Annotated in this window: 44 protein-coding genes; 9 read left to right on the forward strand and 35 right to left on the reverse strand. The window is 66.1% G+C overall.

Annotated features, from left to right (window positions below; all coding sequences use genetic code 11):
- Positions 1-4: 4 nt before the first annotated feature.
- The 35 genes from V7702_RS02830 to V7702_RS03000 form a co-directional block, all read right to left on the reverse strand.
- The gene (locus V7702_RS02830) at positions 5-436 is read right to left on the reverse strand and encodes a phage tail tube protein (RefSeq protein ID WP_335648627.1); all 432 of its coding nucleotides are present in this window, start codon (positions 434-436) and stop codon (positions 5-7) included.
- A gap of 83 nt (positions 437-519) precedes the next feature.
- Positions 520-954 (reverse strand): hypothetical protein, encoded by a 435-nt coding sequence (locus V7702_RS02835; protein ID WP_335648628.1) that lies wholly within the window; start codon positions 952-954, stop codon positions 520-522.
- A 1-nt stretch (position 955) separates the two neighbouring features.
- Positions 956-1,138: a hypothetical protein gene (locus V7702_RS02840; RefSeq protein WP_335648629.1), complete on the reverse strand. Its 183-nt coding sequence runs from the start codon at positions 1,136-1,138 to the stop codon at positions 956-958.
- Entirely contained in the window at positions 1,135-1,494 is a 360-nt protein-coding gene (locus V7702_RS02845) for a hypothetical protein (RefSeq protein ID WP_335648630.1), read from the reverse strand. Before V7702_RS02845 ends, V7702_RS02840 begins: the two co-directional genes overlap by 4 nt.
- On the reverse strand, positions 1,448-2,059 hold the full coding sequence (locus V7702_RS02850) for a hypothetical protein (RefSeq protein WP_335648631.1): 612 nt from the start codon (positions 2,057-2,059) through the stop codon (positions 1,448-1,450). The genes V7702_RS02845 and V7702_RS02850 overlap by 47 nt, the downstream gene beginning before the upstream one ends.
- A complete protein-coding gene (locus V7702_RS02855; protein ID WP_335648632.1) occupies positions 2,056-2,424 on the reverse strand; it encodes a hypothetical protein in 369 nt (122 codons plus the stop codon). The genes V7702_RS02850 and V7702_RS02855 overlap by 4 nt, the downstream gene beginning before the upstream one ends.
- The gene (locus tag V7702_RS02860; RefSeq protein ID WP_335648633.1) at positions 2,421-3,443 is read right to left on the reverse strand and encodes a hypothetical protein; all 1,023 of its coding nucleotides are present in this window, start codon (positions 3,441-3,443) and stop codon (positions 2,421-2,423) included. Before V7702_RS02860 ends, V7702_RS02855 begins: the two co-directional genes overlap by 4 nt.
- Positions 3,444-3,446: 3 nt before the next feature.
- Positions 3,447-3,641 carry a hypothetical protein gene (locus tag V7702_RS02865; protein WP_335648634.1) on the reverse strand — a complete coding sequence of 65 codons (195 nt, stop codon included), beginning with the start codon at positions 3,639-3,641 and terminating at the stop codon, positions 3,447-3,449.
- 58 nt (positions 3,642-3,699) lie between these two features.
- Entirely contained in the window at positions 3,700-4,191 is a 492-nt protein-coding gene (locus tag V7702_RS02870) for a DnaT-like ssDNA-binding protein (protein ID WP_335648635.1), read from the reverse strand.
- Positions 4,192-4,194: 3 nt separating this feature from the next.
- Positions 4,195-4,509, reverse strand: coding sequence for a hypothetical protein (locus V7702_RS02875; protein ID WP_335648636.1), 315 nt, complete (start codon positions 4,507-4,509; stop codon positions 4,195-4,197).
- 57 nt (positions 4,510-4,566) lie between these two features.
- Positions 4,567-5,658 (reverse strand): DUF2184 domain-containing protein, encoded by a 1,092-nt coding sequence (locus V7702_RS02880; protein ID WP_335648637.1) that lies wholly within the window; start codon positions 5,656-5,658, stop codon positions 4,567-4,569.
- Positions 5,659-5,670: 12 nt separating this feature from the next.
- The gene (locus V7702_RS02885) at positions 5,671-6,117 is read right to left on the reverse strand and encodes a structural cement protein Gp24 (protein WP_335648638.1); all 447 of its coding nucleotides are present in this window, start codon (positions 6,115-6,117) and stop codon (positions 5,671-5,673) included.
- Positions 6,118-6,130: 13 nt separating this feature from the next.
- Complete coding sequence (locus V7702_RS02890; RefSeq protein ID WP_335648639.1) at positions 6,131-7,216, reverse strand: DUF2213 domain-containing protein; 1,086 nt, start codon at positions 7,214-7,216, stop codon at positions 6,131-6,133.
- Positions 7,217-7,223: 7 nt separating this feature from the next.
- Positions 7,224-7,397, reverse strand: coding sequence for a hypothetical protein (locus V7702_RS02895; RefSeq protein ID WP_335648640.1), 174 nt, complete (start codon positions 7,395-7,397; stop codon positions 7,224-7,226).
- Position 7,398: 1 nt separating this feature from the next.
- Positions 7,399-9,225, reverse strand: coding sequence for an anti-CBASS protein Acb1 family protein (locus tag V7702_RS02900; protein WP_335648641.1), 1,827 nt, complete (start codon positions 9,223-9,225; stop codon positions 7,399-7,401).
- Positions 9,225-10,775 (reverse strand): phage terminase large subunit, encoded by a 1,551-nt coding sequence (gene terL, locus V7702_RS02905; RefSeq protein ID WP_335648642.1) that lies wholly within the window; start codon positions 10,773-10,775, stop codon positions 9,225-9,227. Before terL ends, V7702_RS02900 begins: the two co-directional genes overlap by 1 nt.
- Positions 10,711-11,160: a hypothetical protein gene (locus V7702_RS02910; RefSeq protein ID WP_335648643.1), complete on the reverse strand. Its 450-nt coding sequence runs from the start codon at positions 11,158-11,160 to the stop codon at positions 10,711-10,713. The genes terL and V7702_RS02910 overlap by 65 nt, the downstream gene beginning before the upstream one ends.
- 2 nt (positions 11,161-11,162) lie before the next feature.
- On the reverse strand, positions 11,163-11,300 hold the full coding sequence (locus V7702_RS02915; protein WP_335648644.1) for a hypothetical protein: 138 nt from the start codon (positions 11,298-11,300) through the stop codon (positions 11,163-11,165).
- Between the two features lie 167 nt (positions 11,301-11,467).
- Positions 11,468-11,710 carry a hypothetical protein gene (locus V7702_RS02920; RefSeq protein WP_335648645.1) on the reverse strand — a complete coding sequence of 81 codons (243 nt, stop codon included), beginning with the start codon at positions 11,708-11,710 and terminating at the stop codon, positions 11,468-11,470.
- Between the two features lie 4 nt (positions 11,711-11,714).
- Positions 11,715-12,536: a hypothetical protein gene (locus V7702_RS02925; protein ID WP_335648646.1), complete on the reverse strand. Its 822-nt coding sequence runs from the start codon at positions 12,534-12,536 to the stop codon at positions 11,715-11,717.
- Complete coding sequence (locus V7702_RS02930; RefSeq protein ID WP_335648647.1) at positions 12,533-12,766, reverse strand: hypothetical protein; 234 nt, start codon at positions 12,764-12,766, stop codon at positions 12,533-12,535. The genes V7702_RS02925 and V7702_RS02930 overlap by 4 nt, the downstream gene beginning before the upstream one ends.
- A 146-nt stretch (positions 12,767-12,912) precedes the next feature.
- Positions 12,913-13,560, reverse strand: a complete 648-nt coding sequence (locus V7702_RS02935) for a hypothetical protein (RefSeq protein WP_335648648.1) — start codon at positions 13,558-13,560, stop codon at positions 12,913-12,915.
- Positions 13,557-14,564, reverse strand: a complete 1,008-nt coding sequence (locus V7702_RS02940) for a YdaU family protein (protein ID WP_335648649.1) — start codon at positions 14,562-14,564, stop codon at positions 13,557-13,559. Before V7702_RS02940 ends, V7702_RS02935 begins: the two co-directional genes overlap by 4 nt.
- The gene (locus V7702_RS02945) at positions 14,561-16,042 is read right to left on the reverse strand and encodes a replicative DNA helicase (RefSeq protein ID WP_335648650.1); all 1,482 of its coding nucleotides are present in this window, start codon (positions 16,040-16,042) and stop codon (positions 14,561-14,563) included. The genes V7702_RS02940 and V7702_RS02945 overlap by 4 nt, the downstream gene beginning before the upstream one ends.
- The gene (locus V7702_RS02950; RefSeq protein ID WP_335648651.1) at positions 16,039-16,638 is read right to left on the reverse strand and encodes an MT-A70 family methyltransferase; all 600 of its coding nucleotides are present in this window, start codon (positions 16,636-16,638) and stop codon (positions 16,039-16,041) included. Before V7702_RS02950 ends, V7702_RS02945 begins: the two co-directional genes overlap by 4 nt.
- Positions 16,635-16,976, reverse strand: coding sequence for a hypothetical protein (locus tag V7702_RS02955; protein ID WP_335648652.1), 342 nt, complete (start codon positions 16,974-16,976; stop codon positions 16,635-16,637). The genes V7702_RS02950 and V7702_RS02955 overlap by 4 nt, the downstream gene beginning before the upstream one ends.
- Entirely contained in the window at positions 16,976-17,320 is a 345-nt protein-coding gene (locus V7702_RS02960) for a LexA family protein (protein ID WP_335648653.1), read from the reverse strand. Before V7702_RS02960 ends, V7702_RS02955 begins: the two co-directional genes overlap by 1 nt.
- A complete protein-coding gene (locus V7702_RS02965; protein ID WP_335648654.1) occupies positions 17,321-17,515 on the reverse strand; it encodes a hypothetical protein in 195 nt (64 codons plus the stop codon).
- Positions 17,512-18,117 (reverse strand): GcrA family cell cycle regulator, encoded by a 606-nt coding sequence (locus V7702_RS02970; RefSeq protein WP_442958387.1) that lies wholly within the window; start codon positions 18,115-18,117, stop codon positions 17,512-17,514. The genes V7702_RS02965 and V7702_RS02970 overlap by 4 nt, the downstream gene beginning before the upstream one ends.
- Positions 18,114-18,650, reverse strand: a complete 537-nt coding sequence (locus V7702_RS02975) for a hypothetical protein (protein WP_335648655.1) — start codon at positions 18,648-18,650, stop codon at positions 18,114-18,116. The genes V7702_RS02970 and V7702_RS02975 overlap by 4 nt, the downstream gene beginning before the upstream one ends.
- Positions 18,650-19,264, reverse strand: coding sequence for a hypothetical protein (locus V7702_RS02980; RefSeq protein ID WP_335648656.1), 615 nt, complete (start codon positions 19,262-19,264; stop codon positions 18,650-18,652). Before V7702_RS02980 ends, V7702_RS02975 begins: the two co-directional genes overlap by 1 nt.
- A gap of 46 nt (positions 19,265-19,310) precedes the next feature.
- Positions 19,311-19,787, reverse strand: coding sequence for a hypothetical protein (locus tag V7702_RS02985; protein WP_335648657.1), 477 nt, complete (start codon positions 19,785-19,787; stop codon positions 19,311-19,313).
- Between the two features lie 53 nt (positions 19,788-19,840).
- Positions 19,841-20,161 (reverse strand): hypothetical protein, encoded by a 321-nt coding sequence (locus V7702_RS02990; RefSeq protein WP_335648658.1) that lies wholly within the window; start codon positions 20,159-20,161, stop codon positions 19,841-19,843.
- A 110-nt stretch (positions 20,162-20,271) separates the two neighbouring features.
- Positions 20,272-20,508, reverse strand: a complete 237-nt coding sequence (locus tag V7702_RS02995; protein ID WP_335648659.1) for a hypothetical protein — start codon at positions 20,506-20,508, stop codon at positions 20,272-20,274.
- Positions 20,505-20,771, reverse strand: coding sequence for a hypothetical protein (locus V7702_RS03000; RefSeq protein WP_335648660.1), 267 nt, complete (start codon positions 20,769-20,771; stop codon positions 20,505-20,507). The genes V7702_RS02995 and V7702_RS03000 overlap by 4 nt, the downstream gene beginning before the upstream one ends.
- 84 nt (positions 20,772-20,855) lie before the next feature.
- On the opposite strand from V7702_RS03000, the gene V7702_RS03005 reads away from it, so the two are divergent.
- The 9 genes from V7702_RS03005 (at position 20,856) to V7702_RS03045 (ending at position 25,539) form a co-directional block, all read left to right on the forward strand.
- Positions 20,856-21,530: a S24 family peptidase gene (locus V7702_RS03005; protein ID WP_335648661.1), complete on the forward strand. Its 675-nt coding sequence runs from the start codon at positions 20,856-20,858 to the stop codon at positions 21,528-21,530.
- Positions 21,531-22,113: 583 nt separating this feature from the next.
- Positions 22,114-22,410, forward strand: coding sequence for a hypothetical protein (locus V7702_RS03010; protein ID WP_335648662.1), 297 nt, complete (start codon positions 22,114-22,116; stop codon positions 22,408-22,410).
- Complete coding sequence (locus V7702_RS03015) at positions 22,410-22,733, forward strand: hypothetical protein (protein WP_335648663.1); 324 nt, start codon at positions 22,410-22,412, stop codon at positions 22,731-22,733. The genes V7702_RS03010 and V7702_RS03015 overlap by 1 nt, the downstream gene beginning before the upstream one ends.
- Before the next feature lie 205 nt (positions 22,734-22,938).
- Positions 22,939-23,175, forward strand: a complete 237-nt coding sequence (locus tag V7702_RS03020; RefSeq protein ID WP_335648664.1) for a hypothetical protein — start codon at positions 22,939-22,941, stop codon at positions 23,173-23,175.
- On the forward strand, positions 23,175-23,399 hold the full coding sequence (locus V7702_RS03025) for a hypothetical protein (protein ID WP_335648665.1): 225 nt from the start codon (positions 23,175-23,177) through the stop codon (positions 23,397-23,399). The genes V7702_RS03020 and V7702_RS03025 overlap by 1 nt, the downstream gene beginning before the upstream one ends.
- On the forward strand, positions 23,399-23,521 hold the full coding sequence (locus V7702_RS03030) for a hypothetical protein (protein WP_335648666.1): 123 nt from the start codon (positions 23,399-23,401) through the stop codon (positions 23,519-23,521). The genes V7702_RS03025 and V7702_RS03030 overlap by 1 nt, the downstream gene beginning before the upstream one ends.
- On the forward strand, positions 23,518-24,183 hold the full coding sequence (locus tag V7702_RS03035; RefSeq protein WP_335648667.1) for a hypothetical protein: 666 nt from the start codon (positions 23,518-23,520) through the stop codon (positions 24,181-24,183). Before V7702_RS03030 ends, V7702_RS03035 begins: the two co-directional genes overlap by 4 nt.
- Positions 24,180-24,452 carry a hypothetical protein gene (locus tag V7702_RS03040; protein WP_335648668.1) on the forward strand — a complete coding sequence of 91 codons (273 nt, stop codon included), beginning with the start codon at positions 24,180-24,182 and terminating at the stop codon, positions 24,450-24,452. The genes V7702_RS03035 and V7702_RS03040 overlap by 4 nt, the downstream gene beginning before the upstream one ends.
- Positions 24,453-24,522: 70 nt before the next feature.
- On the forward strand, positions 24,523-25,539 hold the full coding sequence (locus V7702_RS03045; RefSeq protein WP_335648669.1) for a PD-(D/E)XK nuclease-like domain-containing protein: 1,017 nt from the start codon (positions 24,523-24,525) through the stop codon (positions 25,537-25,539).
- Position 25,540: the final 1 nt, after the last annotated feature.

Raw genomic sequence — 25,540 nt, forward strand, 5'->3', positions numbered from 1 at the left:
GCGGTTAGGCCCACACCGCCGCGCCGGTTTGGCGGATTTCGAAGCTCACCGTCAGCTTGCCGTCGATGGGGCCGGTCGGGTCGCCGTAGTTGCGGACGAAGGCGTCGAACGTGCAGGTTTCCCCGCCCGACATGGCCTCGGCGCCGAAGGTCAGGCGGAACTCGACGATGGAGTTGTCGATGTTGGCGTCGCGCAGGAATTCCTGGGTCGTGTCGCCCGGCTCATAGTGCATCTGGAAGGTGCGGTTGTTGTTGTCGCCCAGACCGGGGATGTACTCGCGGTCATTACCGGCGGTGTCGAAGTCGGTGGCGTCGATCTCTTCGACGGTGCGTCCGCCGCCTTCGTTCTGGAAGACGCCGGGGACGACTTCCCAATCAGGGGACGAACCCCCGACGTTCACTTCCAGCTGCACGTTGCCTTTGGTCTTGATGGCCATGTGGTGATCTCCATGAATGGCAGGCAGGGTTCAGGGCGCCTTGACGGCGTTCAGAGCGCGCGCCGCCTGCCACGGCCGCGTGTTCAGGTGTTCTGGAGTTCCAGGCTGATCGTCACCCGGCGCCCGATCACGGACGCTTCGGACGTGGGGCTGGCGACGGGGCCGGTGACGCGGGAGAGGATGGCTTTCCCGCCGGTGACGGTCAGGGAGCGGGGCTGATTGTGGAACAGGTCGCGGACCCGGCGCATGACGGTGTCCAGCGCGGCGGATGATCCGTTGTCGAAGGCATAGCCGCGCACGTCCTGAGTGATGGCCCGGCCGTTCTCGGTGAAGGTCTCGGCGCCTTGGTCGTCAGCCGGCGCGGCGATGATCAGGCAGGGCTTCACGCCGATGGAAAAGATGAAGCCGGGAGGGGCCTTCTCGTTGAAAATCGCGGGGTTGCCGTTGTGGTTGGCCAGGGCGGCGATCAGGGTCGCATCCCCGGTCAGGCGGCTCCAGATGGTGGCGGTCGAGTTCACGTCAGTCAGCCGCGATCAGGACGCTCTTGCGATCGACCACGAACGTCACAGTGATCTCATCAACGCGGTCCACGCCGCACACCGTCACCGTCTCGCGCTGGCAGGGCAGCGGCTGGCCACCTTCGTCGCAGAGCATGACCTTGGGGCCGCGTGGCGTCTCGACGGTCTTGACGATCAGCTTCATGTCTTCGCTCCCTTCACGAAGGCGCTTTGCAGGGCCGGGCCGTGGTCGGATTTCAGCTTGCCGAGGTAGGGGCGGGCGGCCATGTCCTCGGTCCCCTTCTCCAGTGCGGCGGCGTATTCGGTGTTGGCCACCACGCTGCCCACCAGATCGTCGCCGTCCTGCCTCAGCGTCGGGTCCGCGTTGGTGTTGGCCCGGAGCGTGTTCGTGTCCGGCGCCGGGGGCTCGCCGGGAGCCGAGGCGCGGTGATTGCCGTACAGCTGGCCCGTGCCTGCCCGGTTCAGGATGTCGTCCTTCAGGATCGTCTCGGCTTCACCGAGGGCTGATCTGAGCCCCTTCTCGGCCGTCCGATCCGCCATTCGGTCCAGCTTCGACAGGTCCAGCGTCACTCTCGCCATAGGCCCTCGCGATCCACTGTGCGTCCGGCTTTCCGAAGCGGCAGGACGTCCACCCGCTCAGGCTTCTGACCTGCCCCCCGATCACCTTCCGGGCTTCGAGGAAGCCCTTCCGGTAGACCTCCGTCCGCAGCCAGGGTCCGGGCTCGCGGATATGACCCGCATCCTTTTCCATCGGGACGCCGCAGAGGATGACGCCCTTCGCCCCAAGCTGATCCAGCGCCACCTGCGCCATGTAGAGGCCCGACGACCCGCGCCACCGCTCCTTGACGACCTCGGCGTCCAGACCCCGTTCAGCGCGCCAGACGAAGCGCCAGCAGTCGGTGTTGCGGCTCATCCGTTCCCGCGCCCTGAGCCATGCGGCCATCAGTTCCGGGTGCAGGGTGCAGAAGGCGTCCAGATGCCCCGGATAGTCGATCCCTGCGAAGTTGGCGGCCACCATGATCCGGGGCCGGTCGCCTAGAAGTCGTTCGGCCTCTTTCAGGTCGTCCCAGACGCTCAGGGCGCCACCGAGGCAGACCGCGATCATCGCGCCTGCAGCTTGTAGAGCACCCCCGCCGGGTCGCCCTTCTTTCCCGTGATGAGGAACGTCTTGTCCGCGAACCCCGCGTCAGGGTCCGGCGCCGTGATGGTCCAGCCATTCAGGGGAACAATCGTGAGCGAGGCCGCCAGCACCAGGATCAGCCGGTCCGTGGCCGGGATGCCCAAGGCGAGGCGGCGGAAGTCGTTCGGGTCGGTGACGATGACCTTGCAGGGGTGGTCAACCGGATCACCCGCGATCCAGCCACCCTGCCCGTCGCTGGTCTGCGTCCCCGGGGCATGCAGCGTCCCGTCCTTGAAGTCGTCCTGAAACGACGCCAGCATTTCCTCAGCGAGGCCGTCGAGGATGCTCATTCGGGCCTCCGCTTGATCCTTACGGCGAAATCGCATTTGCAGCCGATGAGATCGGACCCGCCTGCCCCGAGGCTCCCGTCGCCCGGGTACATCATCAGCGCTCCGGTCCCTGACCTGAACGGCTCGTTCAGCCCCACTCTCTGCCCCACCATGGCCAGATGCGTGTCCCTCGGGCTCTTGGACGCCGTTCGCAGCCAGACCCGCTCGAAATCCGCCTCAGCCATGCGGCCCGACTGGACCAGCTGATTATAGGCTTCCTGCTTCGACGCCCTGACCGCTGCTAGGCCTTCGGTCGCTCCGATGGTTTCTGCCCTCAGCGCCAGCAGGCGGGCGCCGTAGCGTTCGGCCGCCATCCGCGCAGTCTCGGCAGGAACGGCGGTCCCCTCCCGCAGCGCCTTGGCCACTGCCCGGTCATAGCGACGGTCACGACGCGCCCGGGTCAGGTAGTTCCTCAGGCCCTCCGGATCAGCCGAGGCCAGTTCGGCTCGAGCGCGGGCCAGAGCGTCGATCTGGGGGCGGGACAGACCGATGATGCCGCCTTCCCTCTGACCGGTGACGCGAGACACCCGCCCGACCAGTTCGGTTATCTGCGCGCGGGGTCCGACACCCTCGGCGCGGCCCTGAACCAGCACGGCCCGGACAGCCTCCCGCTGTTCCTCGACAAGTCCCGTGATCAGGCGCGAGGAATGCTCACGAAGCCACCGCTCAGCCCCCGGATCACCCGGATTGAACCGAAACCCGATGGAAGCCGAAGCAGGGACCGTCTGGGCCGTCAGGGCTCCACCTGTGGTGTAGGCCTCCCTGATCTTGGCCTCCAGATCAGCGAACGCCGCCCGGTCCAGGTTCATCGCCTCGACGGCGGCGTCGATATTCCCGCGCTCGATGGCGGCGATCACCCGCTGAAGGTCGACGCCCGCCCTCAGATCACGCACGGCGGCCCGGAACGCCTCGGCAATCTCCAGCCCATAGCGGTTCAGCGCCTCTTCGTAGAGGCGGCGGGCCTGCCGGCGATTTGCCATTTGTCAGTCCGAGCCCGGCGTCTTCGTGGCTTCGGCGGCCTGTTCCATCAGGTTGATGTAGGACTCGAAATGCCCCCGCGCCCGCGTCTTGGCCTGATCACGCTCTTGGAGGGAGCCGTTCGCCACGATCACGTCCTGCATGTCCTTGGCGGCTGAGATGATGTCTTCCAGCGCGTCACACGCCAGATCCATCGCCACCTTCGGCGCGCTCTTCCGATCATCGCTCACGGGGCGGACCATGGCACAGGTCATCGGGTCAGACCACAAAGATTGAGGGCAGCGGCTGCGTCAGGAACGGCGCGACCAGCCCTTCGACATCAGTCAGGCGCAGGGTGGCGTCCTCGGCCGCATTGCCCGAGCCCTCAAAGAACTCCTTCTCGATCACGTCCACCTTGAGGCGCTTCACCGAGCGCGAAGCGGACGTGGCCACCGAGAGGCTTCCGGGATTGTTGGCCTCATGCCAGGCCGCGAAATAGCTGGCCTGTTCGATGGCGACCGGGACGATGTCGGAGGGGATCGCCGCCCCATAGGCCTCGGCTCCGGTGCGCGGCCATGCGCGCTCCTGGGCGAACCCTCCAGTCGGCTGCCCCGAGAAGCGGGGGGCGTTGACCTTGGCGCCGTACAGGGCGTCCAGATAGGCGCTGCCCCGCTGGCGAAGCACGGCGACAGACGGAGCGCCGTCAGGCAGGGCGTAGCCGTTGGCCGTTGCCCATGTGGCGAAAGCCCCGTCTGTGCCGTACCCGGCCATGGGTTACCCCGCCGCCTTGGCTTCGCGGGCCAGTTCGATGGTCGCGACGATGTCGGCCTTCTTGGTGGCGTCGCCCAGGTCGATCTGCTCGGACTCGGCCAGCGCCTTCAGTTCGTTGACGCTCAGGTCAGCGAGGCCCTTTTCGCCGTCGTCCTCGACCTCATCGGCCTTCGGGCGGCTGAACCAGCCGGTGCGCTTGGCCGAAGCGGCCTCGCCCTCGCTGATCTCAACATCGACGGTCTGGCCCCGTTCGACATAGACGAGGCCGTTGACCGTGTTCAGGCCCTTCGGACCCGAGGTGTAGTTGGTGAACTTCATGTGCCTGTTCCTTGAAAAGAGGACCGGCCCCGCACCGAAGCGCAGGGCCGGATTGCCTCAGATGCCGTCGCGATAGGTCATCGCCTTGGGCAGGCGGACCTCAGTCCCGCCGACGTTCATGATGCCGCCGACCTCATAGGTCATGGACGACTTCTGGAACGGCGGCAGGAACTCATGATCGCCCGGCAGGTGGAACTGCACGACCTCCGAGGAGGCGTCGTAGGCCACCATGCGATCCGTGGTCGAAGCACCGGCGCCGGCCAGTTCGCGGATCGGCACGAAGTTGATGTTCTCGCCTCCGTCCCGGTTGCCGCGGATATAGGCCAGGATGGTCGAGCCGGTGTCCGACATGCGGGTCTGCTCAATGTAGCGCAGCTTCGCAGTCGGCAGGGCCACCGTGGTCGCGGTGTGGGTTTCCCCGGTCTGGGTCTCCACCGCGTTCACGGCCGCCCAGATGTCCCGGCTGATCTGGTCCGGGGTCTTGGTGGACCATGCCGTGGCCGAACCCGTGCCGTCTGCCGCCACGTTCGCGGCGGGGACGTTCGCGTCGTTCACGAAGCCGGTCCAGCCCTTCTCGGATGCGGCGGTGCCCGGCGCGCGGCCGGTCATGGCCACCGACCGCTTGAAGAACTGCGCGGCCTTGCGAGCAGCGGCGGCCTTGTCCGAGGACAGCGAGCGGCCGAGCTTGGCGGCGCGCTGCAGTTCCTGGGTGGACCATTCGTAGCCGATGCCGGCCAGGTAGAAGCCGCGGCTGTTCTGGTTCATCAGCGTGGAGGCGTAGGGCATGTCGAAGCCCTTGCCGCTCAGGAACTCGGCCTTGCCGACCTCGTCCATGCTGTAGAACACGGTCCCGACGTCCCACATGTCGCCGTCCGTATTGATCGGGATGATCCCGGTCAGGTCGGCGTTCGGATAGCGGCGCATGTAGACCTGCGTCTCGATCCGGTAGAGCTGCGGCGTCAGGAAGGCCCGGCCAACCTGGGCGTCCACGAAGAACTCGTTGGCCTTGTCCCCGAAGGTAGCGGCCAGAGCGGCGTCATGGGTGGCCCAGCGCTGGAAGGCGAGCTCGCGCTGGCTTGCGTCAGCGGCGAGGAAGGACGCGGCGTCGGTGAACAGGCCACCGGTCGCGTCAGCGAAGTTGATGATCATGTCCGTTGCCCCTTAGCGCTTGGCGAGCTTGACCAGAGCGCCGTTGGCGCCGGTCGTGTCGAAGAACCACCCGGTGAGGATGGTGTTGTCGGTGGAGGTGTCCACGATGGCGGTGTCGCTGTCGTAGGCCTGCGCGCCGTCAGTGACGGCCTCGCCGGCGGTGACCCAGATCACGCCCTGGGTCATGATCGCGACGTCGTCGTACTGCGCGTACTCGTCCGCCGTCTGGCCGGAGAGCAGGCCCAGCGCTTCGTGGGCGATGGTGATGCCGAGGAACTGGCCGCCCGGGGTGCGGGTGCAACCGTGATCGCCGGAGCCCCGATAGACGGGGACGCCGAAGCCGATGCCGCCCGAATCTTCGCAGGTGCGCGAGATACGGTTGGAGGTTTCGCCGTTCGCGACCATGCCCGCATAGCCGGCGGCCAAGTTGTCGGCGTAGGTGTCCTGATTGACTGCCATTGGTCTGGCTCCCTTAGTTCAGGCTGGCGGCGCGCGCGGCGTCGCGGATGGAGGCGGCGACAACGCCACCGGTTTGGCCGTCCGCGATGACCTTGCGGAGCGGGTCGGCGGGCTTGACGTCCTTCGTCTTGATATCGAAGGCGGCGTCCACGTAGGCGTCGGGCTTGTCCTTCGCTGCGTCGCCAAGAACGGCGCGCTTGATCTCAGCGATGGACTTGCCATCGGTCACGACCTTGGGGTCGATGGCCTTGGCCTTGCCGATCACGTCAGCCCGGTCGGTGACCAGAGCGTCGATGGCGGCGTCGTCCAGCACCTTGGCCTTCAGGTCGTCGATCACGGCGTCCTTCTTGGCCAGTTCGGCGTCCTTGGCGGCGATTGCGGCCGCATGGGCGGTGTTGGCAGACGTCAGAGCGGCGTCTGCCGTGTTCAGCAGGCCGCGAAGCTTTTCGATCGCAGCGATGCCGGCGTCCGTGGTTTCGACCGGGAGGCCGTCCACGGTGATGGTCTTGAGCGTCATGTGACGGTCTCCATGGTGAATGGGCGCAGGATCTTGGCCGGTCTCGGGAGCGCCCTGGTCTCCGACACGGCAATGGGGTCCGGCGCGGCCCTTGGGGACCAGCGCGAGGTGATTGATCCGGATGTCCTTCTGGATGGCCTGATACGGCTCGCCCTCGGGCGTCACGCCGTCTTCAAAGGCAAGGTCGCAGACGTAGCCCATGCTGATCTCGCGGGTGCCGTCCTGAACGGCCTTGATCGCCGCGGCGTCCATCAGCGCGAGCGGAACCTTCACGAAGCCCCCGTCGCGGACCACTTCCCCGCCGACGACGCCGACAGCCAAGTCCTTCCAGCTGTCAGCCGTGACGCCTTGGGCCGGGTGGTTGATGGTCACCGGCTTGAAGCCGTAGCTGGCCATGCTGTCGGCCGAGAACACGCTCTCGGGCGGGCGGTAGACGTTGACGACGGCCAGGTCAGGGCGTCCAACCTCCCTCCCCGCGTACTGCTGAATCCCGGTGCGAGCGGCGCGGACCTCGGCGACGGCGTAACCGTCACGGGTCAGGCGCACGCCCGCGATCGGCGCGGCGTCCGTGAACTGCATCATGGTGTCCTCAGGTCTCGCGGGAGAGGCGGCGGGACTGCTCGACGGCCCAGCGTCCGCGCTCAGCGTCCGCGAAGACGGCAACCTCAGGCCGTGTCTCGGCGATGTCCGCCTCGATCTGCTCGCGCGTCATGTGATCGCGGGCGAGCCGGTAGAGAAGTTGTGCGACTTGGTCGACGGCCATGTCAGGCTTCCTTCAGCCGAGACGTCCAGTCATCGTCGATCTCCTCGAAGATCTCCGGGCCGAACACGAGCTTGCCGCGGTACGGCTCGACCCTGGACAGATCGAGGTCGCCGCCGGCGTAGGTGATGGTGACGTGCGGCTGGTATTCGGGGAAATCCCACGAGGCTCCTGCATCCCGGCGGATAGCCTCGTGCCGCCACGACAGCTCCGACGAGTTGAACAGCAGGACGACCGCGCCTTTGTCTCCGAGCTTCTCGACCAGACGGGCGCCGCCGGGGTTCACGGTCAGCTTGCCGTCCTTGTCGCCGGTCCAGGCCTCCCCGGCCTTCATCCAGTCAACCGCGACACGGCTAAACGCGACGGTGACGTGCATGTCCTCGGCCGGGGTGGTGGTCTTAAAGCCCTGAGCCTTGGCCCATGCGATCAGTTCTGATGCGTTCAGGAGCTTGCGCTGGACGTAGAGGGTGCGCGGCGCTGCATCGTTCGCCTCCACGGGCTGGATGGGCGGCAGCGCCGCTTCTTCCTGTCCAGCATCGTCTTCCGGCTGCTCGGACAACTTGCCGTATTCGTCGATGGCCGATTCCAGCCCCGGCAGAGAACCGTCCTCGATGAAGGAATTCACCAGCGCGTCGGAAAGGGCCTCAATCGGCATCAGGGGCTCCGACGTCCCTCCATTACCGGCGATGGCGCGGGCGCCGTCCGCCTTCAGCTTGAAGATGTCCGCCTTTTCCTTCTCGCTGATCTGCCACAGCGGGGCGAAGGCGAAATGGATTTCAGGGGGACGTGACCCGAGGGCTGAGCGGATCAGCACCTCGTCCAGGCGCTCCAGCCGCGGCCGCAGGTAGACTTCCTGTTCCGAGGCGAGGCGGTCGTAGTAGTTGCGGAGGTCACCCTCACCCGTGGCGTTCAGGCCGTCCGGGGACTGACCCAGCAGGCGGGTGGCCGGGATGTCTGCCGCGCCGGCCGCGATCTGGAGGTACAGCCGCAGCACTTCCGGCAGCTGGGTGAAGCTGATCTGCTTCTGGTTCCACTCTTCCTCGGCGTCCATCAGCAGACCGTTGACGATGGACTTGGATTGCTGGGCCAGGGCGACCCGCTCCAGCACCTTGTTCCGGTACGCCTCGTCCCCGACGTTCGCCATGAAGTTGGGGATCTTGAAGACGTCGACCTTCGCCTCTTGGAGAAGCTGGGCAATCCCGCCGGCGGCGAGGCCCGCGTTCTTCACCGCCTCGTCCAGCACCTGCAGGATCGAGTCGCCCCAGCCGTGGGAGAAGGTCAGGTCCGGCACTTCCGACCCGATGAAGGGGATGACCCGAGACGGGTGCAGCTTGAGCCCGGCGCCGGTCGAGGTGTTCATCGTGTAGTCGACCGGCTCGCCCCAATGCTCTGAGGCTGCGTCCCGGTTGATCTGGCCTGCGGTGATCTCGTAGCGGCTGGCCACATGGATGAAGCTCAGGCCGTCCGTGCCCACGCGGTTGACGTCCAGCGGCTCGGCCGTGTTCGTGTCACCCGTCCCGAGGATGATGGCCGAACCGCCGTACAGCCGGGCCAGCTTCAGCGCCTTGGCCAGCTTCGGCCACACCTGCAACCGGGCCTCCGTGGCCTCCAGAGCTTCGATCTGCGGCGCCTTGGCCTGCCAGTGCCGGCGCTCCCGGATCATGTCGAAGGCCGGGATGTCCACGACCTTGCGAGCGATCCAGTCCGACCGATAGGCCGCCAGCGCCTGCTGCTGGTCCATCTCCTGCACGAAGTAGCGGGTGGACGTGGCCTTGTCCTTCGCCGTCCCAAGAGACGAGACGAGGTTGAACAGGCGGTCAACGAACAGCATCAGACGTTGTCCAGGCTGTAGCGCGAGCCAAGCGCCAGCTCGTTCACCGCGTCTGCGAAGGCGTCGACCTGATCGTCATGGGCGCCGGCCGGGAAGGTGCAGAGCTCGTCCATGAAGGCCTCGTTCCATGAGCCGCGCAGGAGGCGGACGTTTCCGGCTTCGGCCTGGGCAGCCGCAGGGGTGGCGCGGGTGACCTTGTCGCCGGTCGGGGCCACGGTCTTGACGGGGTAGCCCGCCAGCATCTTGGTCAGGGTCTGGGCGTAGGCCTTGCCCGCAGCGCCGGGATCCTGAGGAAGCCGCAGCGTGACGCCCGTTCCGTCCATCGAGGCCGTGGCGAGGATGGTGCGCTCGACGTCCGCCGGTCCTTCCTGGCCCCTGACCACGTCCATGACGTAGAAGACGCCGTCCTTGGAGCGCCCGACCTTGACGCCGGCCGTGGGGTCGCCCCCGCCCTTGGTGGCCCCGATGTCCCAGGCCCTGCACCACGACACGATGTCGTTCGGCAGAGCGTCGACCACGGGAAGCCATGCCCTCTTGAACAGACCGCCCTCTCTGGGCGCCGGGCGCTGCTGGTACTGGCCCGCGTAGGCGTAGGAGCCCATGCCGCCCTTGAGTTCGTCCACCACCTTGCGGGGGAAGCGGACGGGGTCGAGAAGCTCGCCGTCTTCTGTCCGGGGGTCAGAGAAACCGATGGAGGTGACGCACCGCCGCTGCGGCTCGAACTCCATCGGCAGCATCAGGACCACGAAGCCGAGGCCCAGCTTGAGGATCGCCCCGGTGACGTCCTGTTCGTGCAGGCGCTGCATCACCACGACGATGGCCGACCGCTCCTGATCGTTCAGGCGGTTCAGCGCGCCTTCCCTGAACTGGCGCACCGTCGCCGTCCGTTCGGCGTCGCTCTCGGCGGTCTTGGTCGAATGGGGGTCGTCGATGATGAGCCGGTCGCCGCGCTTGGCGGTCAGGGAGCCGAAGGGCGTTCCCTCACGGGTGCCGGTGTCGGCGTTGGCGAAGCTCATCTCGCCGGTACGGACCAGCACCACTTCCGGCCAAAGCGACCGATACCACTCAGACAGGGTCAGATCCCGGTGCTTCCGGGTGTCGCGCTTGACGCTGTCCTCTGCGAACGAGGTGGTCAGGTAGCGCAGGGATCGCATCCCCCGCGGCCCCCACTCCCACGCAGGCCACAGCACCGACACGATCATCGACTTGGACGACCCGGGCGGGACGTTGACCACCAGCCGGTTGATCCTGCCGTCCGTCACCGCCTCGAGGTGCTGGCAGATGGCGTCGAGGTGCCAGTTCCAGACCAGCGGCGTGTTCGGCTCCAGAACCCGCCATGCCTCCTTCACGAAGCCGGCCAGGGTCTCGCATCGCTGGCGGATGGCGAAGAAGTCCCGCTCAATCCGGAGCCGTTCAGCCTCCCTCGCCTCTTCGGCCTCCCTCTGGCGTTTCAGCTCGGCCTTGCGCTCCAGAAGAGCGAGGGCCTCAAGCTTCTTCGGAAGGGGAAGCCGGGACAGATGCTCCGGCAAGAGCGGCGAGGCGAGCGTCAATCTCTGCCTCCGTCATGTTGGCGAACTGGACCGGACCGCCATCGGCACCGGTGTGGCGAAGGGTCGAGGCGTCGCCGTACTTCTTCGGGGCGAGCTTCGCGGCCCGCCACTGGTAGGCGGCGATCTTCACCCGCGCGGCCGCAGCGTTGTCCGACGTCGTTTTCTCCGCTGTGTCGAGGATCAGGTCGTCCATCAGGTCGGCCTGCAACTCTCTCGCGCGCGCGCACTTGGCGGCAAAATCTGGATGGGCGTCGAGCCACCGCATCACAGTTCGCCTGTCCGGCATGTCGTCCCGATCGCAAATCTTCCGCAGGCTCAGCCCTTCGATCAGCAGCCCGCAGATTTCGTCCGCGATGTCTTCGCTGTAGCTGCTGGGTCTGGCCACGGTCAGCGCAGGGTCCAGACGTCGCCCATCCCATAATCGTCAAGGTCGGGCTGGTCATTCCAGGGGAAGAACGCGCGCGGGCTCACGCCAGTGAGCAGCAGGGATTTTCGCATGGTGATTTCCGGTTCGGTGTCGCGCACCCTTCCCCCGAGCTAGCCCTTTGCCGTAGCGCAGACATAGACGGGTCCAGAGACGCGAAAACCCCGGCCGGGTGGCTCGGGGCTTTGTTGGGCGCGGCTTCGCGCATGGCCTGTGTGCGCTTATTTTGGTCCGGGTGTCAAGACGGGCGCCAGATGTGGTGCCCGAGTCACCGCTTCATCATCCACGGATAAGCGATCATCACGCCCCCCATGAAGGCGGCTTCCAGATGGTGGCCGGTCACGGCGTAGTAGGCGGCTAGGCCCGTGAGGGTCACGGGAAAGGCCAGCAACGAGACTCGTGGGTGACGCTCAACGAAGCGGACCAGCATCCGCCACGCGGCGGTGTCAGCCAATGCCCGTTTCAGATCGTCTACGGCCTCGGCCAGTGTTTGGTCATTTCGCGTCGTCATCCACCTACTCCAGCTCGTACACGATAGCCGCACAGTCCAGCCCGGCGATCAAGGCCTTCGACAACCGGGCGCGCACCGACCCGCTGGACGACAGGTCGCGCAGGTTCCTCCCCTTCCCCGCGATCTCATCAAGGGCAAAGATGGCCTGACGGGCCGGGTGATTGGCGGGAAGCGTGGGCATGGCCGACCGGCCGCTGTCAGGCTCCCTCTGGGCTGATAGGCTGAAATCCACCCCGGCGAGCATCAGGTGGATGCGCCAGATGCGATCCTGGCTCTCCCGGACCTTCTGAGCCCAGCCGTCCCCGCCGTGGACGATCTTGCGGGACTGGTCGACAGGAAGCGGGGTCAGTCCGCCCTCCGGGTCGATGCGCTCGTAGTCCACCCGGTATTTCTGGCCCGCCAGATGCTGGGTCCGGTCGATGGCTTCGGCGCTGGCCATGGTCTCCAGACCGTCCCGCGTCACCTTCAGGGGGCCGTCGCTCTCCGGGGCGATGACCTTGACCCCGTGCCGGGCCGCAACCGCCTTGGCCTCGGTGTCGTCAGCCTGACGCCGGGCCTTGTCCAGTTCCCCGTCAACCCACGCCTGCAGGTCCGCCATCGCCTTGGCGCCGTCACGCCTGACGCTCAAGGGCAGGCTCAAGTCGGACTTGGCCTCCGACTGGCGAAGCAGCTTCATCCGGTCCTTGTCCAGCCGGACGCCGCGGATCACCACGTCATCGTCATTCGCCGCATGGATGTTGTCGTTCGCCCCGATAACCCGGGGAAGCGAGGGCTTGCCGTAGTGACGGCTGGCCTTCCTCTGGCGGCGGTTCTTGGCCTTGGTCATGCGGCGTCTTCCTTCGGGGTGGGAGATGGGGTGTTGGCGGCGAATAGGTCTGGCTGCCCCGCCTTGCGCCAGCGGGTGATCCCGGCGTTATGAGCGTGGTGCTTGGCGTCGTATGTCAGATGGCAGCGCTGGCACATGGCCATGAGGTTGGGGCGGTCGCCCGGTTCTCCGCTGTTCTCCGGCTGGTGGTCGAGGTGAGCGACAGTCAGCACCACCTTCGACCCCGTCACAGGATGCGGCTCCCCATGGGCCGCTCGACAGTCCGGGTAGAATCCGGGCGATCCCTCGCACCGCCATCCGGCGCGCTCGCGCACCTCTAGGCTGATCGCTTTCCAGTCCTTCGGATACCGGGCTTTCTGGCAGGGGCGGATCGGCATTACGCGGCGTCCTTCCAGAACAGGTCACGTTGAATCGGCGTCAGTCCGTCGAGGCTTCCCCACTGGTCCGCCATGGCCTCGGCAATCCCGGAGAAGAACCTGGACCGCTCCTTCCAGCGATCAGGCCCGGGCGGCATCCGGTGAACACGGGCCTCCCTGCCTTCCACAATGTCCGTGGGCGTCAGGGGCGGCAGGTTCCGAAGCCAGAAGCATGTACGCTTCGTCTCACCATGCCCGAACTGCCACGGCTGGACCGATTGCGCCGGCGGCTCGTAGTTCTCGATCAGCGCCTTGGCGTGGCGGTGCATGACAGGGTTTTCGATGCAGACCCGATCAATCGGCGCGTTCCAGAAGGCCGAGAACAGGGCCGCGCCCTCCTCCAGCTCGGCGCGCATCTGATCGGCCGTCTTGCCCGGCGGCGGGGTGGACAGCCACCGGACGCCGCTGTTGCAGAGCCGGGTGCAGGGCGGGTGCGCCACCATCAGCAGATCCCAGCCGTCGTTCAGGACATCGCGGGCATCCCCGGTAATGTGGCGGTTCGAGCCGTCCTCTGCGGGCAGCAGGTCGCAGGACCAGGCATCGTGGCCTCGAGCCTCGAACGCCCGGCGCACCGTCCCGCTGAACTCGCAAGCGATCAGCACCCTCATGCCGCCACCTCTTTTCCGAACAGGTCTTGGCGGTCGTTGGCCGACGGCAGGGAGACGCTGAACTTCCATGCCCGGCACAGGTCGTCCAGGTCCTTCGCCAGCTTGGCCTGCGCGAAGCTGTTTGCGGCGTGAAGGGTCCGGGTTCCGCCATCCCATCGGCAGCGGTCGATGTAGGACACCGCGTAGGGCTCACCGAGGCGGCGCGCCACTTCTGCGCGGAGTTCAGGCGGGCCGTCGTAGGTGGCTGGCGTAGGCACATCGGCCGCATCGCCACCCGGCTCGATGAAGCTGGCCCAGCGGTCCTTGTCGATCAGCCGGTGAACACCCTTGGCCTTGTCGCCGGAGTAGGTGTCCGACCGATAGGCGGCCAGCAGACCGGCGAGGACGGCTTCCGGCTGGTGTCCGCGCCGTAGGGCAGCGTTCAGCGAGCTCTCCACATCGGCCTGGCTTGAACGCTGTCGGGCGATCAACGGGCAGGCTTCCCAGACCGCCTTGAGCTGATCCTTCGTGACCTTCGGGCTCTTCGTCCCCCTCGGGGGGACTACAGGGGGATCTTTTTCTGGTTCTGGTATCTGGTTAGGCTTAAGCTCGGCTTGACCTAAGTGATTGTTTTTCGGTCGGTCGCGCTCGATTTCGCGAACATTTCGTTCCTGTTTCGCGGCGTTTTCAGCGCGTTTTCGACCGCCTTTCGCGCCGTTTTCGGCGTGTTCACGGCTGCTTTCTGCGGCTTCGGCCATCTCCCGCTCCGCCCGACCATTGGTCAGGTGTCCGTGCTCGCAGATGAGTTTTCCGGTCGAGATCAGGCGCTCGCGCAGGGCGCTCCACTTCCGCAGAGAAACGCCGCACATGCCCGCCAGCCAGCGGGCGTCGTCGGGGATCGGGCCACCCCGGTCATAGATCAGGTCCAGACACAGACTGTAGGCCCCCTTCTCTTCAAGGGAGAGCGCCATGGTCCCGAGGACGAAATCCCCGCCGTATCGCTTATACCAGGGGCGGCGGCTCATCCCTCACCCCCGAACGAATAGCGCGGCCCTGCGGCCTGATAGTCCTGTTCACGCGCCAAGTTGCCGAAGCGGGTGGTGTCCTCGTCGAAGCTGAGCTTGACGGTCCCGATGGGGCCATGACGCTGCTTCCCGATGATGACCTCGGCCTGGCCGTGCGCCCGCTCCATGTCTTCCTGCCATTTCAGGTGTTTCTCTGTGCCTTCGGTCGGCTCCGCGCGCCCGAGGTAATAGGCCTCGCGATAGACGAACATCACCACGTCGGCGTCCTGTTCGATGGAGCCGGACTCCCGGAGGTCCGAAAGCTGGGGCCGCTTGTCGTCTCGGGTTTCCACCTGACGCGACAGCTGCGACAGGGCGATCACCGGCACGTTCAGTTCTTTGGCCAGAGCCTTGAGCGCCCCGGTGATCTGGCTGACCTCCTGAACCCTGTTCCCGCCCTTCTGGTGGTCCGTGGTGATCAGTTGGAGGTAGTCGATCACGATCAGGTCGATGCCATGCTTGCGGTGATGACGCCGGGCGCGGGCGCAGAGCTTTGCGATGTTGATCCCGCCCGTGGGGTCGATGTGCAGGGGGATGGCCCCAAGTTCGGCGCGCACGTCCAGCATGCGCTGCATCTCTTCCCGGCTGACATGCCCCTTCCTGATCCTGTCGCTGGAAATGCCGGTCCTGTCCGCGATGATGCGGAGAGCCAGTTGCTCGGCGCTCATCTCCAGCGACCCGAAGAACACGCGCCCGCCGGCCAGGGTCTTGACCGTCCCGTCCGGTTGCACCTCGCCCCGGTAGTGTCGGGCAGCGTTGAACGCGATGTTGGTGGCCAGGGCCGTCTTGCCCATGGAAGGGCGCCCGGCGAGGATCAGCAGATCAGACGGGTGGAGCCCGCCCAGTTTCTGGTCCAGATCCACCAGTTCGGTCGCCAGCCCGGTCAGCTTCCCGTCCCGGCTGAATGCGGCCTGGGCCTGCGCCAGAGCGCCCTCCAGCGCTTCCGCGAAGGTGCAGACGCCCTTGGCCTGCTCTCCCGTCTCCGCGAGGCTGAACAGGGCTCCCTCGGCCCTTTCCAGATGTTCCTTTGCCGACGCCGAAGGATCGGCCGCGGTGGCCGCCATTTCCCCGCCGATGCGGATCAGGTCGCGGCGGATGGCGTGGTCATGGACCGACCGGGCATAGTCCCCGGCCGAGAACGTCGGGGGAGCCTTTTCGAACAGGTCCAGCAGGTAGGCGATCCCGCCCGCTTCCTTGAATGCAGGGACGTGGGCCAGAGCATCCGTCAGCAGCGCAGGCTCAGCCCGCCCGCCCGACATGACGGCCTTGGCGATCTCGTCATAGATCAGCCCGTGCAAGGGTTCATAGAAGTGCTCGCCGCGCAGGTGATCGGGGACGCGCTCGAAGGCGTTACTGTCCACCAGAAGCGCGCCCAGAAGCGCTTGCTCGCTTTCCAGATTGTGCGGCATCGCCTCGGCATGTTCGCGGGGGTCAGTCATGCGGCCTCCGCGAACTTGTCGGTCTGGTTGCCCCAGACGGTCCAGCCTTCGGCTGGCGCCCGTGCGAAAAGCTCCAGCCTCGGCCCGTCGCAGTAGCGCTCAATGCGGGCATGCACCTCGCGGGGCTTCCGGCTGTGTTCCTGGCGCGGTGCTGTGATGATCTGGTGGACGGCCTTGTCGAGGCGCTTGGGCGCTCCCCGGCGGCCCAGAAGGACCAGTTCGGCGTTCTGGCGCGTGGTGTAGCCCATGCCGGTGAACAGGTCGCGGCGGTCCATGAACAGGACGCCGTCATGGTCATTGTCCGGCTGCTTCCGGCGCTTTACCCACACGAACGCGAGGCTGGAGTAGCGGAAGCCCCATGAGTTCATGACCAGAAAGGCCTGCTGCAGATGCGGCCCTGTCGTCCAGAGGAACAGGTGGCAGTCCTTGGCCGCCACGTCGGACACCGGCATGGACTTGATGTCAGCCAGGCTCATGGTCGGGTAGTGATGAGAGGGGGACCGCCGGGTCTGTCCCTTCGGTGAACGGCTGGCGTGATGCCATGGCGGGTCAGCGAGGATGCAGCGGAAGGGTCCGGGAGGGAGAGGCTCCGTCATGAGCCCTCCCGATCATTCGCCGTGACGCCCTGCCATTGCGCTTCCGCCCAATCCAGATCCCTGACGACGGCCTTGTAGTCCTGCCCGCTGATGATGGCGCCGAAGTAGGAGACGGCGTTGGGTGTGCCCCCTATGGCGATCATGCGTTTCAGGGCATGGCCGACGAGGCAGCGGAGGAACATCAGGGCGCGGCGGGGTTCAGCGAAGGCGACGTTGACCCGGGCTTCGGCCATCTTGTCGATCTCTGAGAACTCGGCTTGGCGGGCGGCCTTTGCAGAGGGGGCCTCGCGCTTCCTGTCGATGCGGGCGACGAGGTAGTTTTCCTTGGAGTTGGTCATCAGCCGAGGGCCTCCAAGACGATGCGTCGAAGGGTCTTGACGGTGATCACTTCACCGTTGGCCTTGGCGGCAAACGCCAAGGTGCAGACCAGATCAGCAATGTCGGTCGTTGAACGAGCGGTGGACGCGGGGGTCAGCACCTGGATAGCGCGGGCGCGGAAATGCATGCGACGAATGACGCGGCGCTCTTCGAGGCCGTTCAGAAGTCGATTCACGCCCGACTTGCTGGCCAGACCGCAGGCCTCGCGCATCTCTTCGGTGCTGGGGGCCAGACCCTTGTTCTCGGCCATGTAGGACTTGATGAAGGCCAGCAGCTCGGCCTGCTTTGCGGTGAGGCTGATCATCTATCCGATCCACTGGCTGTTATCGTTCGCGCCCTCGGGGTCGATCTTCTCGAACTCGGCTTCGAACATGGCGCGCAGGCCCTGCTTCCCGGCGAGGCGGGCGACGGCGCGCATCTGTGTGGACATGCGGGCGCGGGCCAAGGCGATCTCGTCAGCCTTCTCGCGCATCGCTGTGGCGGCTTGGGCGGGGGTCATGCGGCGGCCGCCATGGGCTCAACTCGGTCATGCTTGACCATCGTCTCAATGGCCTTGTCGGAGAACTTGCCGGGCTGGCGCATCACGCCTGCGCTCAGATGGCCGGCGCACCAATAGCGCCCCTTCCCCTCCCCTTGGACGGGGTTGCAGCAGTAGAGGGTTTGCCCGTCTCGCTGGATCGGCCATTTGCATCCGGTGGCCTCCAGCAAGGGCCGGGCGTTGGGGCTGTGAACGCCGCATCCGTTCTCGACGCGCTCCACCAGGCTGCGGCCTTCGCCGGCCTTCTTGTCGCGGACACGCTGAATAGCGGCATCGTCCCCGACGACGTGGCCGGGTCGGCCAAGATGCGGGCTTTGCATGGGCGGCTTCGCGCCCTTCTGGTATCTGACCTTTCGCACCGCCTCCACGCCCTTGAATCGGTGCTCAAGCGGCTCTGAAGGCGTCTCCCGCGTCACCTTGTCCAACCCGAGGCGGTGCACCTTTCCTATGACGCTGTTGCGGCTTCTGGTCCGAAGGGAGCGGGCTATCTCGCTGGCGCTCTTCCCCTCTTTCCAGAGCCTGTTCAGGGTTGCGAGCTCGTCGTCTGTCCAGTCGATGTTCATGCCGCGATCCTCCGGGTGAAGTTGATGGGGTCGAGCCGCCCGGCCGCTTCCGGGTGGCGCATTCGAACGACGGCAAGCCACACGCCCAAGGCGTCGGCTTCGTCATCCACGGCGGGGGAGAAGCCCATGGCCCGGGCCGCCTCCATCATGTCAGGCTTCTTGGCGTTGCCTCGGCCCGTGAGCACCTTCTTGACGATGCTGGGCTGGACCTCGACGCACTCCACGTTGGCGCGGCGGCAGACCAGCTCGAGAAGGCCAGCCAGCCCGTGCAGCTTCCGGGTTGTGTGAAGGGCGGTCTGCTGGGGAAGTATCGGGCTTTCGAAACAGACGACGCCCGGCGCCACGGCGGTGATGAAGCCGGTCAGCCAGTCGTCGGCGGCCTCAAGGAACGCCCCGACATCAGGCCCGGTCGACGGCAGCTTGTGGTGACCCAGGATCGGGCACTCATCCGCCTCGCCGTGGCAGAAGCCCGTGCGCGTCGCCAGATCCAGCCCAAGGATCGGCCGATGGTTGGAGACGCGCACGTCTTCCATCAGGCCGCGTCCTGCTGATCGTCGCCGTCGTCATTGGCCGGCGCTTCGTTCGTGGCGGGGGCTTTGCGCTCAAGGCGGGCCTGGAATGCGCGGCGGACGGTGGCCTGCCCTTCCTCATGGCCCTCGCCGTAGGACTGCTTGCAGTCGTGGGGGCATTCATCGGGCGTCTCGTTGGCCCAGCCCTTCCCGGCCAGTCCGTCCTTGAAGCCGATGTTGCGCCATTTCAGCTGTTCGCGAACCGGGTCGGGCGTGGCGTCGGTGCCGTACAGTTCCAGCTGCGAACCGATGGGCTGGCGCATGGCCTCGGCGTACCAGTCGCGCTCGGCGTAGTGCGCCTTGACCTCTTCCGGCGTCCACTCCAGCAGGCGGACCTGTTCATCCAGAACACCGAGGGTGACGCCCTTGGCTTTGAGGCCCTTGCGGAAGGCGCTGATCTGGTTGTTCAGGGCCTTCCGCTTCTCGTTCCACTGGACCATTTCGTTGACGGCCATCCGCACTTCGTCATGCGAGGGGCGGCTGTTGTCGCCCTTGGGCAGGTCGTCATTCGGGGCGCCGATGGTGCCCTGTTCGGTGTAGTCATCCCCGGTCGGGGCCGTCTCCAGTTTCTTGGCCATGTGGCCCTCCATCATGACCGCTCAACGGGGCGGTCAGTCCCGTTCATCAGCCTGGGTGAGCGCGGTTCGTGCACTGGTGGTAGAGGGACAGCAGCGAGCGCAGAGCGCCCTTCACCAGTGGCAGTGCAGCAGCGCCGTCCTTGGCGCAGAACTCGTCATCGGCGGTGCGCCGGATGATCTCGGAAACGAGGTCGCCGCTCTCGCTGGAGAAGCTGGCCAGTTCGGCTTTCAGGACCGCGTCATCGATCGCGCCGGCCGGGATAAAGACGCCGCCCGCCTTGAGCGCGATGTGCTCTGCCAAGGCCACGCCGCCCTTCTCCGCCAGAACGCAGGCGTCCGCGAAAGAGAGGCTGGTCCGCGCGTTCGCGGCGGCGTCCTCGTCACTCACTGTGTAGGCCCACCACGTCTTGCGGTTCGCGGCCTGGGCCATCTTCTCGGCGCCGCCGATCTGATCCATTGCCGCGCTGATTGCTTCCCAGACCGTGCCGGGCTCGCGGGGTTTCATCGGATTGAAGGCGTTCATTGTTCGTTGCCCTAAAGGCGGGGGTTTCGTTCAGGGGTGAGCGGGTCGCCGTCTCAGGCGATGATGTCGTCAGGTTCAGAGGGAGCTTGGTGTTGGTCGTTCGTGGCGTGAGGATGTGGCTGGGGCACGTTGGCGAAGGCGCCGGCGACCAGTCGGGGCCGCTCAGGGAGGTTCGCTATCTCTGCGGCCTGACGCTGGGCGGTGATGACGGCGCTGATGATCGGGAGGTTGGCCTCCGCGATCTTGCTGAGGTTCCCCAGAGCGGTCAGGGCCTCAGGCTGGCGACCTTCCTTGGCCATCGCATCCAGGGTGATGATGGCGGATGCGAAGGCGTGGCCATGGGACAGGGCCTCGGAAAGAAGGCTACGCGCCAACGGAGCCTCCCGTGATGGGGAACCCTGCCGGGGTCGGGAAGGGAGACGGGAACCCCGGCAGGGCCATCGCGCGCGACTGGACGGTGCGCGATTTCGGGAAGGAGGGCATGTCAGGCGGACTCTCTGCGGACAGCGGGGTCGGCAGGCGGCACATCGGCTTCCACGCAGATGGTGATGATCGATGCCGAATGGCGGGTTGCCATCAGGAAAAGACCCGCCCAGATGGTGCCGTTGATCGCCCAGAGCGATTGCTGCCAGTCACCCCTTGCGAAGGCGAGGCCAGCAGCGAACAGCGCCATCGCAATGAAGCCGAACGCGCAGATGCGCTGAACACGATTCCAGCTCATGCCGCCTGCTCCGTGGGGGCGGCATCGTTGGCGGCTTCGGGCTGGCCGGGGGCCATCTCAGGGAAGAAGTCAGCGGGTGCGACTGCGACCCCCATGCGTGGTCCTTCTCGCAGGATGCGCCGCATCTGGTCATGCGACAGGCTGTTGGTCTTCTTGCGTCCCGCGATGGATGACTGGCGCACTCCGGCGGCCTCAGCCAACCGGGTTTGGTTGCCAAAACGGCGGGTCAGATGATCGATCACGTTGGGAGAAATATCGGTCATGGGCCGATAATATCGGAACCGGCGATAATCGCAAGGGCCGATTTATCGGGGGCGCAGCGATACCGGATCGGTCACAACGGCCGCATGAAGGAACCCCTGCCCATCGGCATGAAGCTCAAGCTTGAACGCAAGCGCCTCAATCTTACGCAAAAGGAGCTGGGAGAGCGCCTCGGCGTGGGCCAATCGACCGTGTCGGATCTGGAAGGGGGCGGGCTTCAGAGCTGGCACATTCACCGTGACGCGCTGGCCCGCATTTTCGGCAAGCCGAAATCGTTTTTCGAGCCGGGCACCGACGAGGTTTCCGAGTCGCCCCCTGAAATCGACGCTGCCGGCGATATGCCGGACTCCGTGGCGATCCCCGAATACGACGTTCGCTTGTCTGCTGGTGGCGGCTTCGAGGTGGATCAGGAGAGCACCCGCAGATATTGGCCCCTGCCCCGCTTTCTGGTGGTGGAGCGGCTCAATGTCTCGCCCAACCAGGCCACGGTTCAGGAGGTCATCGGGGACAGCATGGAGCCGACCCTTTCGAGCGGCGACTACGTGTTGATCGACCTGAGCGACACCCGGATCGGTCTGCCCGGAATTTTTGCGATTTGGGATGGCGACGCTCTGGTGTGCAAGAGGGTGGAGCGCATACCCGCCAGCGAGCCCAGCGAGGTTCGCTTGAAGTCAGACAACCCCCTTCACGGTGAATACCGCGTTCCCGAGGAGCGTGTCAGGGTTATCGGGCGCGTCCGCTGGGTGACTCGCCGTATGTAGCCTGGGTTACTGATCGATGGTGAGACCCTGAGCTAAGGGCACAGGACGACCATCCCGACCCGAAGGTCAGGACGGTCCGGCCCTTGCGATGTCTGATCGACGGAGCCGACCCCTCGCTTTGGGCGCCTGCCGCGTGATCGCACGGGCAGACTTGGGTGCTACTTACGACGGTGCGTCCCGCCGCCGATTGCCCTCCACCCTTTCGGACCGGGCCTCGCCTGTAATCGGTATCCCACAGTAAGCGCTCTCCCGCTGCGCCCTGCCGTATGGACCCGACGACGCAGCTAGGGACGACTCGCGTCGCCAAAGACAGCAAAGCGTCTTTCGTCATCGCCCGCAATGGCCGATGTTCACACTCTGTGCTCATTTCCACCGATATTGCTCCGATATTCTGCTTGTGGCATACGGGTTAGGCGCGCCGTCCGGCCCACAGCGGGACTGGCAAGGAGGCCCCGCCGTCACTGGACCCGACCGGCGGGGCCTTTCCGTGTATAGGGTTCAGCGCTCCGTCCGATTTTATCGGCTTTCCCGATTGACATTATCGGCGGCTCCGATATTCTGTCCTCATCGAACGGAGGACGAAATGCCCGCCACCACAGACACCGCGCCGAAGACGAAAGCCCAGATTGAGGCCCTGTCTTGCGGCGACCTGATCAGCCTTCGCTATGCCTGCCTGAACCAGTGGGCGAATGATCCGAAGGCCTATAACGAGGCCGTTCACCGGATGGCCGAGAACGAATGGATTGCCCGCGGGCGTCCGTTCCAAGGCGAGCGCGGCGGCCCCTACACGAATGACGCTGGCGAGGTCGTGGAGCCGGGAACCGCCGAATGGGCGGCCGAGACGGCGGCGCGGGAAGCCTTCTATCGGGAGGCTGCGTGATGGCCCTCCAGCACATCAGCGAGCCGATGAAGGGCGCCTTGGCCAGCATCCGCGAGGCCATGTGGAAGCAGCCCGGCATGTGGGTTTCGGTCGGCGGGAAGGTCCGTCACCGGATCACCCAGCGGACCATGAGCCCGGCCCGAGCCCGTCAGGACCGGCTCCCCGACCTGATCGAACTCGCCCTGCGCCAGCCCGACGATGAACTGTTCGAGCTGGAGCTTCGCGACCTCGTTTCCATGCTCCGCGCCATCCGTGACGCCGAGCAATCCCCTCCCCCTCCTGAAGCTGGGGCGGTGGCTGTTCCTGAAAGGGCGGCGGCATGAGCGACGCAACGGACCTCGCATTCCCCGTCCGGGTGGCATCAATCCTTGTGGGTCTGGGCGCGTTCGAGGCCCTCACGGAAGCTGCGCTGGCGGCTCTTGAGGGCCGGTGGCCCAGCGCACTGTGGAACGGCGTCGGCGTGCTCTGCTTCGCTGTCGTGGCCGTCCGCGTCTGGCGCGCCGCGTCCGTCTTGAAGGCTGGACGCTGATGGCCCCTCCCTCTCCCCTCGCCCTGTTCTGGGCTTCGACCGTCAGCCGTTCAGCCCCCATCGCGGGCTTCGGCGGCGTCCACTTCACCCTGAACGAGGCCCAGGAACTGCGGCGGTCCTATCTGGCCGAGAGCATCAAGCCCGGTCTGGACGATGTAGCCCGCGCCTTCTGCCGCCGCTGCGCCCGTGAAATCCATGCCGCCATCAGGGCGGTTTCCCCGAGAGGATGCGACTGATGACCCGCCTTCTCATTGGCGCGGGCGTCATGAGCGCCCTTGCAGCAGCCGCCAGCCTAGCTGCCGCATCGCAAGGTTCCGGCCTGTCTCACCGAGAGCTTGAGGAAATCCGCCGCGCCAAGCGCCGCCGGGAGAACCCGGCCCCGGAACCTGCGGTCGAAACCCGCCAGATGCGTCGCGCCCGCGAGCGGCGTGAGGCGAAGGCCAAGGGGAGCTCCGCCTGATGTGCGCCTCCTGCGGCTGGGCCGACCAGTTCAGCGACGACCCCGAAGCCCCCGGCGTGAACACCCTGCCGGAGCCTCAACCCATCAACGAGAACGAACCTGAGAGGGAGGAAGCGGCATGAAGCTTTCGCTGAACGCCAAGATGGTTCTCGCCGCGAGTGCGTGGGCCATGAAGGGGACTGACGCTATCCGTGGCTTGGACGCGGTATTCGCTCACGCCCATCCAAAGGGCGGGGCGGTCATCATCGCAACGGATGGTTACCGCATCGTTGTGGTTCACGACGGGGCCGGAACGGTCAGCGCGCCTTCATCCATCAATCTGACCCCCGCGCTCAAGAAGGCCATCAAGGCGGCTGGCGATGACGCCGCGATCACCACTGACGGCGCTCACGCGGTGTTCGAGGGTGTCCACTACCCGGAGTGCATCGGATCGGGAGCGCACTTCCCCACCTATCGCCGCGTGGTCAAGATCGCCATCGACGACCTGAAGACGCAGGCGCGGGCCTCGGCGCAGTTTAATCTCCGATACGTCGCGGACGCAGTAGCAATGGGCAAGGCGCTCGGCGGCGCGTCCGAGCCCTACCCGTCCATCCGCTTCACGAGCGTCACCGAAGACAGCGGCGCGCTTATCCAATGGACCGGGGTTCCCCACGCCTTCGGCATCCTGATGCCGATGCGCGCCTCGCTCGTGGTCGGCGTCCCGAACTGGATGCGCCCCGTCATGACCGCCGCCGAGGCCAAGATCACCGGCCGCAAGCCATCTCCCAAAAGGAAAGCCGCATGACCATGCGCCCCATGCTCCGCTCCGTCACCGACCTGACCCCAGCTGAAAAGGCCCTCCACGCCGAAGCCGAGGGACGCCAGTGGACGGCTCAGGAAGCCCAAGCCATCGAGGCCGACACCCGCGCCCTGCTGGCCCGGTGCGAACAGTTCACCCGCCTGAACAACACGCACCCAGGCTTCCGCAACGCCACGGTCGATCTGATCAACGCCCTTCGGCTCAAGGCCCCGCCCCTGACCGCCATCCTTCGCGCGACGGAGACGAACGCCTGAACGGCCTCTCCCTGCTGATCCTCGCCGCCGGGCTTCTGGTGGCGCTCTCACTCCCAACGAGGCGAAAGCCATGAACGACAACAACCTGCCCGATGGCGTCTATGTGGGCCTCTCTGCTGAGGACTACTTCGCCCAGGATCGCCTCGGCTCCACCGATCTGGTGGTGCTGCACCGCGACCCTGCGGACTGGTGGTATCGGAGCCGCCACAACCCGAACCGCAAGGCCAAGACGCCCTCGCCAGAAATGGTCTTCGGGTCCGCGCTCCATGCCCTGCTGCTGGAGGGGGAGAAGGCCTACACCAAGGGCTTCGTCATCAGGCCGGATACCTATGAGGACGCCAAGACCGGCGAGGTGAAGCCGTGGAACGGCAACTCCAACGTCTGCAAGGCGTGGCTTGAGGCCAATGACAGGCCCGACGTTTCGGTCATCGACGCCGACACCGACCGGCGGGTCCGCCACATGGATGCGCTGATCCGGCGCCACCCCGAACTTGGCGAGCCGATGCAGGCTGGCATGTCGGAGGTGTCGATCCTCTACACCGACCCGAAGACCGGCGTGAAGCTGCGCTGCCGCATCGACAAGCTCCTTCCAGCCTTCTCGTTGGACCTCAAGACCTTCGGCGGCGACGCCAAGGGCGACACGACGAAACAGCAATGCCTGGGTCTGGTCGCCGGCCGGTCGATGGACGTTCAGCGCTTCGCCTATGACGAGGCGCGCCGGGCCATGCGGTCTCTGCCGATCAACGGCGCCACCCCGAAGCAAGCGGACTGGCTCAAGCGCGTTGCCGCTGTCGAGCAATGGCAGTGGGGCTGGATCTTCTATCGGCGGCAGGACGACGAGAGGGGCCACGCCCCGGTCGTGAAGCCCATCCTCCGCTCCCATGGCGACGCCACCTACCTCAGCGGCCAGAAGAAGACCGCCGTGGCCCTGTCCAACTACGTCGCCTTCCGTGACCGCTTCGGCTTCGACGTGCCGTGGGCCGTGGTCGAGGTCACCGAAGAGCCCGCCGATCACGAGTTCCCGCCGTGGCTGGAGCGGATCAACGAGCCCGTCACCTTCCCAGAAACTCAGCAGGAAGCCGCCTGAC

Source organism: Phenylobacterium sp. (genome assembly GCF_036963605.1).
In the GTDB taxonomy this organism is placed as follows: domain Bacteria; phylum Pseudomonadota; class Alphaproteobacteria; order Caulobacterales; family Caulobacteraceae; genus Phenylobacterium.